The sequence below is a fragment of the Pseudotenacibaculum haliotis genome (assembly GCF_042684245.1).
Classification (GTDB): Bacteria; Bacteroidota; Bacteroidia; order Flavobacteriales; family Flavobacteriaceae; genus Polaribacter; species Polaribacter haliotis_A.
Genome location: NZ_JBHULH010000003.1, coordinates 485974 through 502684, shown reverse-complemented (window position 1 = coordinate 502684; position 16711 = coordinate 485974). Strand labels below are relative to the sequence as shown.

The 16711-nt window shown below is 33.8% G+C and carries 18 protein-coding genes; 17 read left to right on the top strand and 1 reads right to left on the bottom strand.

Features of this window, described 5'->3' with window-relative positions; all coding sequences use genetic code 11:
- Positions 1-68: 68 nt before the first annotated feature.
- From ACFSRZ_RS08020 to ACFSRZ_RS07970, 11 genes are all read left to right on the top strand, one after another.
- Positions 69-1517, top strand: a complete 1449-nt coding sequence (locus ACFSRZ_RS08020) for a serine hydrolase (RefSeq protein ID WP_379666024.1) — start codon at positions 69-71, stop codon at positions 1515-1517.
- Positions 1518-1677: 160 nt separating this feature from the next.
- Positions 1678-3111: an SBBP repeat-containing protein gene (locus ACFSRZ_RS08015; protein WP_379666023.1), complete on the top strand. Its 1434-nt coding sequence runs from the start codon at positions 1678-1680 to the stop codon at positions 3109-3111.
- 63 nt (positions 3112-3174) lie between these two features.
- Positions 3175-4905: a histidine kinase gene (locus ACFSRZ_RS08010; protein WP_379666022.1), complete on the top strand. Its 1731-nt coding sequence runs from the start codon at positions 3175-3177 to the stop codon at positions 4903-4905.
- A complete protein-coding gene (locus tag ACFSRZ_RS08005; protein WP_379666021.1) occupies positions 4902-5594 on the top strand; it encodes a LytR/AlgR family response regulator transcription factor in 693 nt (230 codons plus the stop codon). Before ACFSRZ_RS08010 ends, ACFSRZ_RS08005 begins: the two co-directional genes overlap by 4 nt.
- A gap of 206 nt (positions 5595-5800) precedes the next feature.
- Positions 5801-6664 carry an alpha/beta hydrolase gene (locus ACFSRZ_RS08000; protein ID WP_379666020.1) on the top strand — a complete coding sequence of 288 codons (864 nt, stop codon included), beginning with the start codon at positions 5801-5803 and terminating at the stop codon, positions 6662-6664.
- Positions 6665-6671: 7 nt separating this feature from the next.
- Entirely contained in the window at positions 6672-7385 is a 714-nt protein-coding gene (locus ACFSRZ_RS07995) for a hypothetical protein (RefSeq protein WP_379666019.1), read from the top strand.
- A 118-nt stretch (positions 7386-7503) separates the two neighbouring features.
- Positions 7504-8007, top strand: coding sequence for a hypothetical protein (locus tag ACFSRZ_RS07990; RefSeq protein WP_379666018.1), 504 nt, complete (start codon positions 7504-7506; stop codon positions 8005-8007).
- A gap of 70 nt (positions 8008-8077) precedes the next feature.
- Positions 8078-8608 (top strand): DUF1572 family protein, encoded by a 531-nt coding sequence (locus ACFSRZ_RS07985; protein WP_379666017.1) that lies wholly within the window; start codon positions 8078-8080, stop codon positions 8606-8608.
- A 66-nt stretch (positions 8609-8674) separates the two neighbouring features.
- Positions 8675-9007, top strand: a complete 333-nt coding sequence (locus ACFSRZ_RS07980) for a DUF3291 domain-containing protein (protein WP_379666016.1) — start codon at positions 8675-8677, stop codon at positions 9005-9007.
- A 24-nt stretch (positions 9008-9031) separates the two neighbouring features.
- The gene (locus ACFSRZ_RS07975; RefSeq protein ID WP_379666015.1) at positions 9032-10231 is read left to right on the top strand and encodes an alpha/beta hydrolase-fold protein; all 1200 of its coding nucleotides are present in this window, start codon (positions 9032-9034) and stop codon (positions 10229-10231) included.
- A gap of 124 nt (positions 10232-10355) precedes the next feature.
- Positions 10356-10979 carry a DoxX family protein gene (locus ACFSRZ_RS07970; RefSeq protein WP_379666014.1) on the top strand — a complete coding sequence of 208 codons (624 nt, stop codon included), beginning with the start codon at positions 10356-10358 and terminating at the stop codon, positions 10977-10979.
- A 3-nt stretch (positions 10980-10982) separates the two neighbouring features.
- Here ACFSRZ_RS07970 and ACFSRZ_RS07965 read toward each other — a convergent pair whose 3' ends face one another.
- Entirely contained in the window at positions 10983-11735 is a 753-nt protein-coding gene (locus tag ACFSRZ_RS07965; RefSeq protein WP_379666013.1) for a DUF5995 family protein, read from the bottom strand.
- 138 nt (positions 11736-11873) lie between these two features.
- Here ACFSRZ_RS07965 and ACFSRZ_RS07960 point away from each other — a divergent pair, with 138 nt between their 5' ends.
- The 6 genes from ACFSRZ_RS07960 to ACFSRZ_RS07935 all read left to right on the top strand — a co-directional run bounded on the left by ACFSRZ_RS07960 (position 11874) and on the right by ACFSRZ_RS07935 (position 16675).
- On the top strand, positions 11874-12665 hold the full coding sequence (locus ACFSRZ_RS07960; protein ID WP_379666012.1) for a DUF3050 domain-containing protein: 792 nt from the start codon (positions 11874-11876) through the stop codon (positions 12663-12665).
- A gap of 68 nt (positions 12666-12733) precedes the next feature.
- Positions 12734-12883 carry a PspC domain-containing protein gene (locus ACFSRZ_RS07955; RefSeq protein WP_379666011.1) on the top strand — a complete coding sequence of 50 codons (150 nt, stop codon included), beginning with the start codon at positions 12734-12736 and terminating at the stop codon, positions 12881-12883.
- A 219-nt stretch (positions 12884-13102) separates the two neighbouring features.
- Positions 13103-13879, top strand: coding sequence for an enhanced serine sensitivity protein SseB C-terminal domain-containing protein (locus ACFSRZ_RS07950; RefSeq protein ID WP_379666010.1), 777 nt, complete (start codon positions 13103-13105; stop codon positions 13877-13879).
- Positions 13880-13923: 44 nt separating this feature from the next.
- Positions 13924-15324, top strand: coding sequence for a TlpA family protein disulfide reductase (locus ACFSRZ_RS07945; protein ID WP_379666009.1), 1401 nt, complete (start codon positions 13924-13926; stop codon positions 15322-15324).
- Between the two features lie 76 nt (positions 15325-15400).
- Positions 15401-16144 carry a glycosyltransferase family 2 protein gene (locus ACFSRZ_RS07940; protein ID WP_379666008.1) on the top strand — a complete coding sequence of 248 codons (744 nt, stop codon included), beginning with the start codon at positions 15401-15403 and terminating at the stop codon, positions 16142-16144.
- A gap of 54 nt (positions 16145-16198) precedes the next feature.
- Positions 16199-16675 (top strand): hypothetical protein, encoded by a 477-nt coding sequence (locus ACFSRZ_RS07935; protein WP_379666007.1) that lies wholly within the window; start codon positions 16199-16201, stop codon positions 16673-16675.
- The last annotated feature ends 36 nt before the right edge of the window (positions 16676-16711 follow it).

The window sequence follows — 16711 nt, the reverse complement described above, 5'->3', positions numbered from 1 at the left end:
AAATAACTCGAAAACACTGTAACCTATCGAGTTTATCATTCGTCTTAACATCAAATTTAAAAATCAACATGAAGAAATTATTCTTTATATGTATGGCTTTTGCATGCATACAGCCCAAGGTAAATGCCCAACAAACTACAAACTTATATTCTAGGATAGATAACTATTTAAGTGCGGGAACAAATAATGGTTTTTCCGGAGCTATTTCTGTTGTAAAAAAAGGAAATATCGTTATTAACAAAGGTTACGGAATAGCCAACAAGAATACTCAAACGCTTAACAATCCTAATACTATTTTTGACATTGGTTCCAACACCAAACAGTTTACAGCAACTGCTATTTTAAAACTGGCGGAGCTAGGAAAACTAAAATTAGAAAACCCTCTAAGCAACTTTTTTAAGAATCTACCGAAAGACAAAGAGAACATTACTGTTCATCAATTACTAACGCATACTGCCGGATTTGTTGAATCTATTGGAAAAGACTTTGATAAAATCTCTACGGAAGCTTTTTTTAAACAACTTTTTGCTAGTAAGCTACAATCCAAACCCGGAGAAAAGTATTCCTATTCCAACGCAGGATATAGTGTATTGGGGCGAATCATCGAATTGGCTTCCGGTCAAACTTATGAAGCCTTCTTACAAGAATACCTTTTCACTCCAGCCGGAATGAAACAAACCGGATATCTTTTACCAAAATGGAATACAAAGCAACTATCACGCAGTTATAATAGAGGGGTTTTGGACAGCGAATCAGGCATTATTCGTTATCAAAAAGACGGAGGCGTTACATGGCATTTAAAAGCCAATGGTGGAATCTATTCTACTCAAAACGACATGCTTCTTTGGTTCAAAGCATTAAAATCAAATACAGTTATATCAAAAGCATCTTTTGATAAGCTAACTGCTTCGCACGCTCATTACTCCAGCGGAAAGTACAAGTATGCTTATGCCTATGGATGGGTTGTAAGAATACTAAAAAACGATGTTAAAAGAATAGCTCACAATGGTTCTAACGGAGCCTATTCTCACTCTTTAATTTGGTTTCCTGATGAGGATATCTATATCGTATATGTTACCAACGCCAACAGCGAAAAGGTTGAGCACATTGCTTATACTGTTGCAAAAATGATCTTCGATAAGGAATACACTCCGGAACCTATACAAAACAATGTATATGCATATACAATGAACTACATAGAACAACACTCAACAGACACATCAAATGAACTTCTTAGCTTACTCAAAGAAAATTATCCTGACAACTTTGACAGCTCAAGTCTTTTAAACACTTTGGGGAACCTTCTGTTGCAATTGGACAAGCATTTGAACTGGGCTTTAGAGCTTTTTAAACAGAATGTTCGATTGTATCCGGAAGATGGAAACTTATGGGATTCTTTAGGTGATGGATACAGAGCTAATAAGCTAAAGGAAGATGCTATAAAGAGTTATCAGAAAGCGATTAAGCTAGGTTATCAGAACTCACAAAGTAAATTAGATGCCCTCTTAAAGAATTAGAAAAATCTGATAAATTTTTATCTTTTTCCCAATTGATCTAGAGAAAATCAACAATATTACAGTCTCTTGTGGTATTCACATTGAGCTTGTGCTTTTGGTCATATTTACATAACTCATTACTGTTTTTTAAAATAATCTTGTTATCAAATACAATCATTTTATGAAACAGCTACTTATTACATTAACAATCTTTCTTACTTTTTTTAACAGCCAATTACATGGCCAAAAACCATCTCCCTCTGTCATTTATTCAACATATTACGGGGGTATTGGAACTGACGATGCAGATGTTCTCACAATTGATACTGACGGAAATACATACTTGGGTTGTCATTCTAGTTCTAGATATTTGCCCGGAGCTGATCAGTTTCCATACAAGCTTAGTGGCGGAATGGATGCTTTTGTGATAAAACTCAACAACAAAGGCTCCAAGGTTTCCTATTTAACAAAACTTGGTGGTTCAAAATGGGATGCCATTCAAGGTCTCGTATCAGACTCGACTGGGAATATCTACGCTGTTGGCACTACATATTCATCTGATTTCCCTGTAAATCAAAGTGGGTTTCAATCTAACTTTGGAGGAAAGAGTGATGCTTTTGTTGTTAAGATCAATCCACAAGGCAAAGTAATTTGGTCTACTCTTCTCGGTGGCAGCAAAGACGAGGATGGCAGAGATATCATTATAGGGTCACAAGGTAATATTCATGTTATTGGACGAACTGCTTCAAAAGATTTCCCTACCTCAAGTGGTGCGTTGCAATCAAAATCATCTGGAGGAATAGACGCATTCATTTGCACTTTTAATCCTGATGGTAATTTACTATCCTCAACTTATTTAGGTGGGTCTGGCGATGACATTGGTTTTTCAATAAAATCAGATGATTTGGGTCAACTTTATGTTGCAGGTACCACCAATTCTATTGATTTTCCCATAAAAAATGCTATTCAAAGTAAACATAACGGTAGTGATGATGTGTTTTTAGCAATCATTGACCAAATTGGATCTCAAATTAGCTTTTCCAGCTATTTAGGAGGAGCAGGAACTGAAAGGCTTTACAGCATTGATCTTGATTCTTTAGGGAATGTATTTGTTATGGGGGTAACAAATTCACTCAACTACCCTACAACAAAAGGCTCTTTTCAAACTAATTTTGGAGGAGCTAGAGATGCATTTATTACCAAACTAAACTTACAAAAGAAAGAAGTTCTATATTCAACTTATTTAGGAGGAAGTAAAGATGATGACCCCAGAAATCTTGTGATTGACAACAAAGGCAATTCTTTTATTGTAGGAGAAACAAGCTCTCATGATTTCCCTTTAGTTAACAATATTCAAAAAAATCATTTTCCCAGAAAACAAGATGCATTCATAACAATGCTTGACGTTCATGGCTCATTTCTTCATTTTTCCACTCTGTTTGGAGGAAATGGTACCGATGTATTCGAGGGAGTCACATTAGGACTCGATGGAACACTTACCTTGTCAGGAGCCTCAAACTCTACTGATTTTCCAACAACCAATCCAATACAGAATGTTTTTTCAGGTGGTCGATTTGACATGATTGTTACCCGTATATCAATATTTACAGATTAAGCTAAAAAGTGAAAAATCACAAGAGAAGGAGTATATTTATTGCAAATCTAACGTTATTTACCATTGAAATTATTTCTCTTTATAAGTCTTCTTTTCAATCTACAGTCTGTCAATAACATCCCTGAGTATTCAGGAAAAACTATTGATCTGAGCACACTAAATATTGCTACTTTATCCAAAGGAAGCACAAAAGATTTTATCGAAGATCAACTAAATGCTGAAGGTGTTTATAAAATTGTAAGTAAGGAAAAAGGCTTATGGTATTTAACACTTAGTTTTAATATCAGACAACAACGTATCAATAATGAGGATATCTGGTTACAGTTCCGGACTAATATCAATGCTGCCAATTTCTATTTGAACAACAAACTGCTTTTTAACAATGGAGAGGTTAATGGCTTTTCCAAAACAAACGTAGATGGTAAAAGTTTAGTGCGAAAGCGAATTCCAAAAGAGTATTTAGTCGATGGACTCAACAAAATTGAAATTGAGTTTACCAATTATAAAAAACAAACAGGTGCTATTTTCAGAGATATATCTATTGGTCATTTAGAAAGTTTTCAAAAAGACACACTTATCATGACAACAGCACCCATTTTGTTTTTTGGGGTGTTCGCTTTTTTCCTGCTCATCAACTTTGTTTTGTATTTTTCTCTCAACAGAAAAAAGGTGTTTCTTCTGTTGGCTTTATTATTCTTTGTTAATAGTTTATTGGTTGCTTATGAAGTTCTTTACTGGAACGGTTTTGCTTCATCCTCATCTTTTGTCTTTAGTTACCCATTTCGAAGTGGACTGGAACACCTCTCTTATTTCATATTATCCATCATCTTATTTTTTGAATACGAATATGAAAAGAAAATCGTCTCACTTTCAATTCTGACTTTTTTCCTTGCTTATATCCTTGCCTTTTTAACTGATATTAATATTGCCATTACACTTAGTATCTTTCCTCTTGCCCTAAGTTTGTTTGCTTTGTTTAAAAGGAAGAAAAACGCAATTAAGATTACAATTGCATTGTTTACACTATTTATATTGAACTATTTAGATGATCAGAATACCATTGAAGGTTATGATTTTGTCCATAGCAATTTTATCGTTACTTCTCTCGTTTATAAACTCGACAATCTTGGTATGATCATCTTTGCTTTAGTTATGATCTTCATTTCTGCAAAAGGTATATTGTCAAAAACAAAATCACTTAACGAAGCAAATCTTAAGCTAGAACGTCTCGAATATCAATTTTTAAAAAAACTGATATTACCACACTTTATGGTTAATACATTAATGTCTTTACAGCAATTGGTGTCAAAAGAACCTGAAACTGCAAGCAAAATGATTGAAGCTCTATCTGAAGAGTTTCATTTATTATCTAAGATGAGTCAAAAGAAATTTATTCCGATATCTCAGGAAATTGAAATGTGTGAAACTCATCTTAAAATTATGAGCATCCAGCAAAAGGCAAATTACAAAATGGAAGTACATGGAATTCTTGGAAATGAAATGATACCTCCCACAATTTTTCACACACTAGTAGAAAATGGAATTACCCATGGTTATTCAGGTGATCAAAATGCTCGTTTTGTACTAGGCAAGAAAGAAACAGTTAACTCCATAATATATCGTCTTTTTAACAATAGTAATATAAAAATATCAAATCTGTCACATGCTTCTGGTACTGGTCAGAAATATGTAGAAACCAGGCTTGAAGAATGTTATCCCGGGAAATGGAGGTTACATTCAAATAGAGTTGACAACGGTTGGGAATCCATCATTGAAATCAAACATAATTTATGAAAGTTTTAATCGTAGAAGATGTTACCCTTGTAGCTGATCGTATTTCTGATCTAGCAAAAAAATACTTAGATAATTGCATAATTAAAGTATCTCATACTTTAGAAGATGCTCGGTATTGTATAACTGAAGAGATCTATGATTTACTGTTTTTAGACCTCAACCTAAATGGAGAAAATGGTTTTGAGCTTCTTAAATCGGCAGCAGCAGAATCTTTTCAAACCATTATAATTACCGCAAACAGGGAAAAGGCATCTATTGCTTTTGATTTTGGTGTTTTAGATTTTATAAGCAAACCTATTGTCGAGGAACGCTTCAAACTTTCCATTGAGAGGTTCTTAAACGGTCATAGCTCACATCGCGAACAACTAAAATATCTTACCATCAAGTCCAAAGGAGTCATTCGATTGATTAAAATCCAAGAGATTGAGTTCATAAAAGCTTCAGGGAATTATTCAGAAATACATACTATTGAGAATCAGTCTTTCTTACACGATAAAAATTTAGAAAAGCTAACAAAAATATTACCAGACAGCTTCATAAGAATACATCGATCTTATATAGTAAACAAGGTTAAGATCAATAAGGTTTTTAAGCATGGTGGTGGAAAATATAGTATAGAGTTAATGAGTAAGGAAAAAGTATCATTGAGTCGTACAATGTATAAAGAATTCTTTTCAGATAGCTCTTAAAATTAAGACTGTTATTAGTGTTAATTTTTCCCAAAGCCATTTTGGCAAACCCTCTAAAGACAGGTAAAAATATTATCTGCCAATATAAAATTGATAAGTGATGAGTTAATTTATTATTTTTAGCGAACAAAAATTGCAACAAACAATCATTACAACATCAACCAAAATTTAGATTCCAACTGTAAGGAATTACTCTAAAAGCTCTTATGAAAAAAATTTTAAAAGTTCTAAAATGGCTAGCTATAGCCCTCTTTTCAATCGTTATTTTATCTATTTTATATCTTCGTTTTTCACGGTTTTCCGATAAGATGATTTATCAAATGAACGGTACTGATTATGCCGAATTTAAATCTGACTTGAACCACCAAGAATTTTATTTTGATGTAGAAGATGATGTAAAGCTACATGGAGTTCTTTTTAAGCCAGACTCTATTTTGCCTATAGGCACCATTTTTCATTATTCAGGAAAAGGAATGCACTTGATGTCTTCTATACAAGACTCCTACAAACCCCTTCTAAAAAAAGGATTTCAGATTTTCTGTTTCGAGCGTAGAAACTTTGGGAAGTCTAACGGAGAAGCCAATAATTCTTTAACCTTAAAAAAAGATGCCTTATTTGTTTTTGATCAAGTAACTCAACTTGAAAGTATTTCAAACAAACCTATAATTATATGGGGGCAATCTCTAGGAGGTGCCTTTGCTACCATGAACGCTAATGAACGTCAAAAACAAGTAAAAGGTTTGTTATTAGAAGGTACTTTTAGTTCTTTTCCAGATATAGGAAAAGTTTATGCACAGGTACTCAATTTAGAAAATTTTAAATGGCTAGTTCCTATACTTATGAACAATGACTTTGCCGCGGAGGATCAAATTAAAAAATTAAGTATTCCAACCCTTATATTGCATAGTAAATCAGATGAACAAGTTCCTTATGAATTAGGAAGAAAGTTATTTAAATCTGCTAATAAAGACAATACCCGATTTTGGGATATAAACAGCAAACACATTATGGGGATTTATGATTATGAGGAAAAATATGTGGGTGAATTTTTAAAAATGATTGACAAATAGATATCAGATGTATAACAAACCTGTCTTTCTCTTTTTATTATTGTTTTCCTTGGCTATCAATGCTCAAAATTTAAATGAGAAGATGGCTTCTAGCTTTTGTGAATGTTTTGGAGATAACAAAAAAGAGAACCAAGCAAAGCTCGATCTAGATCTTCTGGAAAAGTGTATGGAATACACATTAAAGATCAATCAAAAAGAGTTTAAAGAATATTTCGCAAAAAAAGTAGACACTACAAAAATTGAAGATCCTCTTGCCTATAAATTAGGATATGATATAGGGAAAGAAATGTTTAGCAGTATGCAAGAAACATTAGTTTATAAATGTGATTCTTATTATCAATTTACATTAGAGTTAAGCTCATTAATGCAACAGAATTTTAAGAAAGATGCAAATAGCAATCAACAAAAAATAGATTCTCTTTCAAATCTAATTAAGAAGAATCCTCAAAAAATATCTTTAATATGGGAAAGAGGAACTCATAAGATGAGTCTTGATCAGCACAAAGCTGCCAGATTAGATTTCAATATCTGTTTAGAGAAAAATGCCAACTACCCTCCTGCTTTATTTTTTATGGCTTGGTCATATCACTTAGAAGAAGATTACGAAAAAGCGATTGCCTTTTATGAAAAGCTTTTAGATCAGAAGCAAGAGTTAAGCGGTATGGGAGACATCGCAAGAATGTATTTGGCTACTTTAAAAAGGAAGCAAAAAGAAAAGTAATTTTTATCACCAAAAACTTGAATGACCTAACAAGATCTAATTTACACACGTGCTCTATATCAAATTCAACATACAAAACAGTTCAAAGTATAACACCTTTCAAAAGCTGTATGATCATATGGTTCTTGTAAGGCAACCCGGGTTTGAATTTGAAGAAGAAGAGTCTCCTGAGTTTGACTGGGATACTATGACTTCTGAAGAAATAGATGCAGCCATTGAAGAATTAAATCAGTTTTCGAATCAAGATTCTCCTATTATAAAAAGATACAACACCTTTATTCCGGAATATGCTCATAATTTTTTACAAAAAATAAATGCTATGGGTGTGTATGGTTATAACGAAAGTGAGATCATGAGTTATTTAGAGCATGAATTTGAGGTGGATATGAACAATCTTCTACAGCTTGGCGAAACTCATGGTTTGGTTGAATTTTCTACCGGAAACTTTCCTTATGGTGGAATGGATCGTTTTCTTATGGTACTTAAATCTTTTGAATTGATGCCTACAGAATGCTTTAACGGATTTACGATCTACGATTTTAAATGGACTTCTGACTTAGCTCATGATGCTTTGGAAAAGCCCGAAGAAACTAAAAAGTATCTAGAACGCATGAAGCGTTAAAACAGTGTGCTTTCGCAAAATTATTTCTTATTTTTAACAAAGAAAAACTGCACTAATTCATCAAAGTATCGTGGTAGAAGAATATCTAAAAAACATAATAAAACAATTTGAGTCTTATAAAGGTGTAGCTGATAAAACTCTAGCTCAATTAACTGAGGAAGATCTCTATTGGAAATACAATGAAGAAAGTAATACTATTGCTAGTATCATGATCCATCTATCAGAAAACATGTTGTCTAGATGGACAGATTTTTTTGAAAGCGATGGAGAAAAAGAATGGAGAGATCGAGAAAGTGAATTTGCAGTACAACATTTAAGCTATTCTGAACTTATTGAAAGGTGGGAGAAAGGATGGAAATGTCTTTTTAATGCTATAAATACTATTGACGAAACCAACTTTAATACGCCTATTCTTATTCGGAATAAAAAAGTCAAGTTGATTGAAAGCATCACTCGACAAATTGCCCATTATCCTTATCATATTGGTCAAATTGCTTTTATTGGGAAAATGATTTTAAATGCCACATGGAAATCTCCTTCAATCCCAAAAGGAAAATCGGATGAATATATTCGGTTGGAGTTTGAAAGAAACTCAAAATAATCAATTATAAAAGAAGGGAAAGGAGAATTAGAAAATACAAATATCAAATAAAAGTCAATTGATCTTATGAAAGCAACCATCACCTCCATAGAACTCAAAAACCCTCTAAAATTCTTTGCTTTATCAGCTAGTGCTTTACAGATCATCAAGCAATTGAAAACAAGCAATTACAAAGATTTTAAAAAGAAAGGCTTTTGGACAACTCATTATACTATGACCTTGTGGGAAAACGAAAATGACCTGCAAGAATTTGCCAGAAGTGGGGCTCATCTAGAAGCCATGAAAAAGAGCAAGCAAATTGCAAAAGAGATCCGAACCATTACTATAGAAACCGAGACACTTCCTTCTTGGAAAGAAGCTAAAGAGTTATTGAAAAACGGCAAAGTTTTTGTGTATTAAAATCACATAAATCAAAGATCAACTATGCGCCATTCTATTGTTCTCCTATTCTTTTTCTGTTTTTCTCTAGCCTATTCTTACGCTCAAACAACCTCCGAAAAAGTAGGAGTAATTCAAAACTTTTCACTCAACTCTAACCATTTAGGCGAGCAACGAAATATAGAAGTATATCTGCCTCCCAGCTATGAAACTACCAAAGAAAAGAGTTACCCTGTCATGTATGTTTTAGACGGGCAAGAATACTTTCTACACCCGGTTACCTACCAAAGAATGCTGCGTTTTAAAGACAAAACGCCTGAGTTTATTGTAGTAGGTATTTCATCCGACAGAAGAAAACGGCGAAAGCTATATTATGAAGATGCTCAAAAGTTCATTGGATTTCTTAAGGAAGAACTCATTCCTCAGGTCGATCAAAAATACAGAACACTCAAAGAAAAAGAGCGTAGTTTTTTAGGATGGGAAATGGCTGCTGGATTGGGACTAGAGATCTATACAGAGCACCCAAATACATTTAACGCTTTTCTTTTGTCTAGCCCTACGCATTTTACCCAAAAAAGAATGGTTGCTTTAAACGAATCAGCAAAGAATAACCGTTTACCAAAGGCTTTTATGTACGTAACCAAAGCACCGGAAGAAATTTATTTAGAAAAATCTCTTCTAAAAATGGATAGTCTACTAAACAAACATAAATCGACCTCTCTTGATTGGAAGATTGAGAACTTAGCTGGTGAAGATCATTACAGTACTTCCTTAAAAACTTTGAACAACGGCTTGCATATTCATTTCAATGATTACAACACCTTACGTTTTTATACTTTAAAAGAGTATGATGATTTTGGTGATTTGGAAACGATCAAACGTTACTATAAACACAGAGGAGAACGTTATGGAATTTCTCCGGATGTTCATAGAACCACAAAACACTTCTTGATATACAATGCTATGAAAGAGGAAAATTTAAAACGATTTGAAATGTATGCTCAAGAATTTCCTGAGTACTTTCAGCACCCACGATTGGAAGTGTGGGCTGTTCGATTTGGAGATTTTTTTGCCAAACACAACAAAGACAAACAAGCTATTGAAACATATAATGCCGGATTGCGAAAATTCCCAACCTCTTCCTCCATTCATAAGGCTTTAGGCACCTACTACAAAAACAAAGGAAACCAGCAACTTGCCGATGTCCATTTAAAAAAGGCTATTGAATATGCCAAAAAAAAATAAGTACCTTTAAATGGAAATTATTTAATTCTTTGACTTGGGTTTTTCTTCTAAACTTGATAGAATTCATTTAGATATTCGGCAAAACAGATGGCTTTGGCTCTTCTCTATTTTCTGCAGAATTGTTTTGGCTATAGGTTTTATTCCTGCGGGAATTACAAAGGTTGCCGGTGAGCGATTTGCCAGTGGCTTGTCCGTTTATCATCCTATGGGACAGTATTTAGAAGCATTGCATCACACAGGTTATTACTATACATTTATTGGTGTACTACAAATATTGTCCGGACTTCTTTTACTAATTCCGCGTACCGTTACTTTAGGTGCCGTTCTGTATTTTCCGATCATCTTAAACATTTGTATTCTGTCTTTTGCTGTTCGCTTTGACGGCTCGTTTGTTACCGCTCCTTTAATGGTTTTAGCAAACGGATATGTTCTTTTTTGGAATTATGATCGATTAAAGTTCATTCTTCCTTTCAAAAGGAACTCACTACATCTGGTAGAAAAACCTCAAAAGTACAGCAGCAAATTTCCTTTTCGGTTTGCCGCCGGGGTTATTGCCACTATTGGAGTTGTCATACTCTTTTTCATTTATGGCCATCAAGTGATGCCTAAGAATTCATTATCAGAATGTAAGAAGCAATTTATAGGTTCAGAGAATGAAATTGAAGGAATTCAGTTTTGCGAATGCATTCATCAACAAGGAAAAAGTCTCGAAGAATGTTTAGAGAAATTTAAAAACACGAAGAACTAAAGTTTAATTTTTCAAATCTTCGATCTTTTGAGCTACAGTTCCTCGTTCACCCAATCGGATGATCTTAAAAATTGTTCCTGCAATAAACCCGGGATTGGTGATCAAATTCCCAATTTTGGCTACACTTTCATCTCTGGAATGAATTAATGCCGCTTGATCGTTTTCAGGTGTATTGGATAGTTGTACGGCAAAATCCCAAGCTCCATCTCGAGCAATTTCCATACTAAAGTTGATCAAAAAGTCATCAACCTTACCTGTCCATTTCAAGATCTTTCTTAACGTTGGCCAAATCTCAGAAAGATCGGTTTCTACTTGATGTACCAATGAAGAAAGTATTTCGTTGATCTTATCAAAATCGCCTTTTAATTTCTGAATGTCTTTGCCCTTCATCACTTCAGCAGCAGCAATTCCTAGATCTAGGTTGATGTGTGCATTCATTCCAATGAGTAAATGCTGCAAAACTATAGGCCAAAACTTTTTAGACAATTCAAATGCTTTCATCCAAGATAAGGTTACCGGTTTACTTTTCTGATAAGCGTGGTAAGCATCTATATACCGACTGGCAAAGATTACATCCAACCGTTCCATTCTAGGTCCGTTATCAAAGAAACCTTCAGCAATTCCTTCCTTTACTTTGATGGTAACCTTACGATACAAAGCTGCAAAATATCCCAAAGGATCATTGTTTACCTGAGATACTTCTATGATCTCATCTAAAGCAGCTATTACTTCTTCTATGGTATGGATAGGTTTCAAAATTCAGTATGAAAAGTCTCAACGAAAATTACAAAGATTCTATGATTTTTTAAAAGGTAGAAATACGTGTTTTTAAGACTTTTACAAATCATGAAAAGCTCTAAATTTGCATACCTATTCATTAAATCACCCCGAAGTATGATCGAGCATATCGAATCAGAGATCAAAGAACTACAAGATCAACTACAACAACACAGAGTTTATGAGCGTTTACAAAGCTTGGATGATGTAAAAATCTTTATGGAAAACCATGTGTTTGCCGTTTGGGATTTTATGTCTTTGCTGAAAGCTTTGCAAATTCAACTGACTTGTGTAGAGATACCTTGGACTCCAAAAGCCAATCCAAGACTTTCTCGATTCATTAATGAGATCGTACACGGAGAAGAAAGCGACATCAACGAATTAGGTGAACCCAAGAGTCATTTCGAAATGTATGTTGAGGCAATGCAACAAATAGGGGCCAGCACTCAAACGATTCAAACCTTTATTGAATGCTTGCAAGCAGGAAATTCTGTTGATTATGCTTTAAATCAAGTGCAAATACCTCAGCAGACAGCCAATTTTGTTCGATTTACTTTTGAGATCATCCAAACAGGGCAAGCACACTTGATTGCTTCTGCTTTTACTTTTGGGCGAGAAGATATTATTCCGGATATGTTTATCGAGATCCTAAAAAGATCAGATGCAGAAAACACCAAATACAACAAACTGTATTATTATTTGGAGAGGCATATTGAATTAGATGGAGACGAGCACGGTCCTTTATCGCTTGAAATGATCTCCGAATTATGCGGAACTGACTCTTTAAAATGGCAACAAGCTCAAGAAGTAGCTAAGCAATCTCTAGAACAGCGCATTCTATTATGGGATGCTATTGCAGAGGCAATAGAAAAAGAAAAACTGATTCACAACAACATCTTTAGTGCTTAAAATAGCTTTTTTAAAACAGGCTGAATATTCTTATGTTTGTGGAATGTTTAACTTAAAAGCAATCTAACATGATTTTAGGAGTATCTGAATGGTTAGGTGCAAAAATAGGTATGCAGGCATCTCATGTAAGAGTGGGATTTGTTCTACTCGTTCTTCTTGCAGGAGTTGGAGTTGGTTTATATCTTATTTTGTGGTTGGTTAAAGTTTTATCGAAATAAAACATCCCAACAACCTAAACTCCCCCGTTTATGTATTCCTTTAGTTGAACTCTTCTACTACATTTAATTGCCCGTTTATCAATTTTTTAAGGTATCTTTAGGGCACGTTGGTTTGGTTTTTGAGGCTTTCTTTTTAGAAAGATCAGTACAAATCAATTCAAAAAAATTGAACACGAAATACATTTCATTTACTAAAACAAAAATTTTAATCTCATCGCCATGGGTTTATTTGACTTTTTTAAACGAAAAGACACACGCTCTACATTTCCCGAAAATGAATTAGAGGTAAGTTTAATGAAAGCATCTAAAGATGTATCTCAGAGGAACAACTTTTACATGAAACTCTTATGGAATGATCTTTATGTACTTACAAGCGGTAGAAATACTGATGAAGGAAGGACAGTTTTAAAGAAAGATACAACTGTTGAATTTGTTACGTTTCCAAATGGTGAGATTCCTGTGTTTACCTCTACCAATAGAATCTTTGATAAGGGCGTAATTAAAGAAGAAGTTCCCTTTATGGCAATGAAAGGTCAAGATCTTTTTGGAATTGTTAAAGGTGCTACTTTAATTCTAAACCCTTATTCTGATTACGGAAAGGAATTAATTCCCGGTGAAATAGAGAGTATGCTTAACGGATCTATTTTTGACCACCCAAACAAGGTAGAGATCAAAGAAGATACAGAAGTTAGATTAGGTCAACCGGCTACCTATCCTGAAGGCTTGATTGAAGCTCTTTGCGAATTGTTCGAGAAAAAAAAGTCGGTAAAAGTTGCTTATTTAGGACTCATAGAGTTCAAGAGCTCTAACAACCCTCCTAATTTGATTATTGCCATAGATTCAAAAGAAGAGATCTCATCAATTACCGATGAAGCCGGGCCTTTGGCAGAGAAGTTTCTTGGTCCAAAAGAGTTTATAGATTTTATCATTATAGAACCCGAAAATGGAGTTTCAGATTATTTTGTAAACGAGACAGAACCCTTTTACAGAGCTTAATTTATATCTCTTAAAAAAGCTACGAATTACTAAAAAATATGAAAATGAAAAACACTACCCAATCCTTTATTGTGTTAGCTTTCTTGCTATTTATCTCTACTTGCTTTTCTCAACAAAAAGAAAAAATTTATGTTGACATTCAAAACATCCCTAAGATTCAACACAAAGTATCTACCGGAAAATATTCTTATAAGACAGACAAAAGTCCAACAGTAACTTATAAGCTCAAAAATGACCCTGAGAAATACTCTGTAAAAAACAAAGCTCTAAACAAAAGCATTACACAGGTTTTTGATCATGATATCGTGTATCTAAAACTACGATACAATCCGGGGAAATATCAAACATATGTCTTGCAAAGAGGTGATTCTGCCATTATTGAATATTCTGAAGGAAAGCCCTATATCGAAGTTAGAAACAGAGAGACCAAAAAGCATGATTGGGATGTAGCTTCTGTTATCGATAAATTTACGTTTCCTATGAAAAACATTGAGTTTTTTAATTCAAACCGACGATTTAGAACAAAACAAGAGAAAGAAGAAGAGAAAAAACAATATGCCAAAATCTATACCCAACAGGTTGCCATGATCGATTCCCTATATAAGGATGATCTATTGGGTGAGGCTGAATATGATTTTTATAGAAAATCTGCTTTTTATAAAATACGTCAATATGATAAGGAGTTAGATCTTGAGCTATTAAAAAAACCTGATTTACATATTCATAGTTATGAGGAATTATTAAATAATTACGTATTTCAAAACCTCAAGAAAAAAATCATTTCTCTAGGAAATGGTATGGCTCGAAACTCTTTAGAGTCTTTCGATTTTACTTATAAAAGTTCTAATTTTTCTACCAACAATAAAAACTTTCTTCTAAAGAGTTACCTAAAAACAATCAAGATAGATTTCTCTAAATCTACCTACTCTTCTAGGTTGAAAAAATACGAAGCTTTAACTCACGAAAAAATAAAACGTGTAGATGATAGCAATACAAAACGATTGAAGGAAATTAGCAAGATCACTCACGATGTTACTCTCACAAATTCTAGAGGAGATCTAACAACACTCAAAGAGATTTTAGATAATAATAAAGGAAAGATCGTGTATATCGATTTTTGGGCTAGCTGGTGTGGTCCTTGCAGACAAGCTTTTCCAGCTTACAGGAAAATAAAAGAAACTTATAAGGATAAAGAGATTGCTTTTGTTTTCATTTCCGGAGACACAGATCCTGAAAAATGGGAAATCGCAGAAAAGAAAGAAGGTTTGGTAAATAGTTTCTTAGCTACAAATTACCCAACTGCTAAATTCTATCAAGATTTAAAATTAAGTAGCTTTCCTAGATATTTAATATTTGATGCTTCAGGTAAATTGATTACAGAAAGAGCTCCGGGACCCAATAGTGATACTTTTAAAGAAAAGATCAATGAACTATTGAAGCAATAAATTCTAAAAACCCCGCAATTCTACCCGTGTTTTTCTGAATTGAGCTGATTACATTTGAGAGCAATATCTATCTCAAATGATAAAAGATCTCAACATTGAATTGTTTTTGCTTTGCTTTAATGAACAAAAAATGATTCTGCATACGCTGAATTACTATGCACAATTTTGCAGTAAGATCACCATCTTTGATAACGATAGTACGGACAAATCCAAAGAACTCATCCGAAATTTTGATTCAAGAATTCAGATCAAACGACTTGATACAGGAGGAGAACACCGCGAAGATATATTACGAGACACTCGAAATACTTGCTGGAAAGAAAGTACTGCAGATTATGTGATTGTTTGTGACATGGACGAGTTTTTGTATCACCCTTCTTTGGTAAATCAATTGAAGACAGCCAAAGAAAAAGGAGTTGCCATCCCTGTTGTAGTAGGATACAATATGATTGCCGACTCTTTTCCTGAAGACCATAGCAAACTAATCACAGAGCAAGTACAAGTAGGTTATAAAGACCGCCGATTTGACAAGAATATTATTTTTGATCCCAAGCAGGTAAAAGAAATCAACTTTCGTCCGGGTTCACACTTATGCAACCCCAAATTTCATGAAGCTCCTGTTTTAGATGCTTTGGTAGAATTTAAACTTCTTCATTACAAATATCTAGACAAAGAGTACTTATACAACCGTCACGAAATGTATTCACAAAGGTTGAGTACAATCAACAAAAACAATAAATGGGGTGCCGAATACTTAGATGGAAAAGATCATATTAACGAAAAATATGAAAAGATCAATTACCTAATTAAAGTTGTTTGATGTGACCTCTTAAAAAAATTTGTGTCTAAAACTGTAAATACAAATTTAAATTTTATGAAAAAAATAGTTTTAGTAGTAGTAGCTATCTTTGGTTTTGCAATGACTTCAAACGCTCAGCAGATTTCTAAAAATGCTTTAGGGCTTAGATTAGGTGACAGTGATGGATTAGGTGCAGAGATATCTTATCAAAGATCTTTGGGTGACACAAATCGTTTAGAAATTGACCTTGGATGGAGAAATGGCAATAATTTTGACGGCTTCAAAGCTACCGGTTTGTACCAATGGATATGGCAACTCGATGGAAGATTTAATTGGTTTGCTGGAGCTGGAGGAGGTTTAGGCTCTTATAGTTTTGATAACAATACAATTGAAGACGAAACTTTTTTATTTGCCGCAGGAACACTAGGAATAGAATATAATTTTGAAATCCCATTACTCATTTCTTTAGACGTACGTCCAGAATTAGGGTTTGGTGATTTTAGGGATGATCTCGATTTTGATATTGCTCTTGGTATCAGATATCAATTTTAAAGTAAAAAAAGACCATTTAAATGGTCTTTTTTTTTA

Excerpts from the sequence above, each read along its gene's own strand:
- ACFSRZ_RS07960 (WP_379666012.1), top strand. The coding sequence starts at position 11,874 with ATGATCGAGCATATCGAATCAGAGATCAAAGAACTACAAGATCAACTA.
- ACFSRZ_RS08020 (WP_379666024.1), top strand. The coding sequence starts at position 69 with ATGAAGAAATTATTCTTTATATGTATGGCTTTTGCATGCATACAGCCC.
- ACFSRZ_RS07950 (WP_379666010.1), top strand. The coding sequence starts at position 13,103 with ATGGGTTTATTTGACTTTTTTAAACGAAAAGACACACGCTCTACATTT.
- ACFSRZ_RS08005 (WP_379666021.1), top strand. The coding sequence starts at position 4,902 with ATGAAAGTTTTAATCGTAGAAGATGTTACCCTTGTAGCTGATCGTATT.
- ACFSRZ_RS07995 (WP_379666019.1), top strand. The coding sequence starts at position 6,672 with ATGTATAACAAACCTGTCTTTCTCTTTTTATTATTGTTTTCCTTGGCT.
- ACFSRZ_RS08015 (WP_379666023.1), top strand. The coding sequence starts at position 1,678 with ATGAAACAGCTACTTATTACATTAACAATCTTTCTTACTTTTTTTAAC.
- ACFSRZ_RS07935 (WP_379666007.1), top strand. The coding sequence starts at position 16,199 with ATGAAAAAAATAGTTTTAGTAGTAGTAGCTATCTTTGGTTTTGCAATG.
- ACFSRZ_RS07990 (WP_379666018.1), top strand. The coding sequence starts at position 7,504 with ATGGTTCTTGTAAGGCAACCCGGGTTTGAATTTGAAGAAGAAGAGTCT.
- ACFSRZ_RS07975 (WP_379666015.1), top strand. The coding sequence starts at position 9,032 with ATGCGCCATTCTATTGTTCTCCTATTCTTTTTCTGTTTTTCTCTAGCC.
- ACFSRZ_RS07955 (WP_379666011.1), top strand. The coding sequence starts at position 12,734 with ATGATTTTAGGAGTATCTGAATGGTTAGGTGCAAAAATAGGTATGCAG.
- ACFSRZ_RS07980 (WP_379666016.1), top strand. The coding sequence starts at position 8,675 with ATGAAAGCAACCATCACCTCCATAGAACTCAAAAACCCTCTAAAATTC.
- ACFSRZ_RS07940 (WP_379666008.1), top strand. The coding sequence starts at position 15,401 with ATGATAAAAGATCTCAACATTGAATTGTTTTTGCTTTGCTTTAATGAA.
- ACFSRZ_RS07945 (WP_379666009.1), top strand. The coding sequence starts at position 13,924 with ATGAAAAACACTACCCAATCCTTTATTGTGTTAGCTTTCTTGCTATTT.
- ACFSRZ_RS08000 (WP_379666020.1), top strand. The coding sequence starts at position 5,801 with ATGAAAAAAATTTTAAAAGTTCTAAAATGGCTAGCTATAGCCCTCTTT.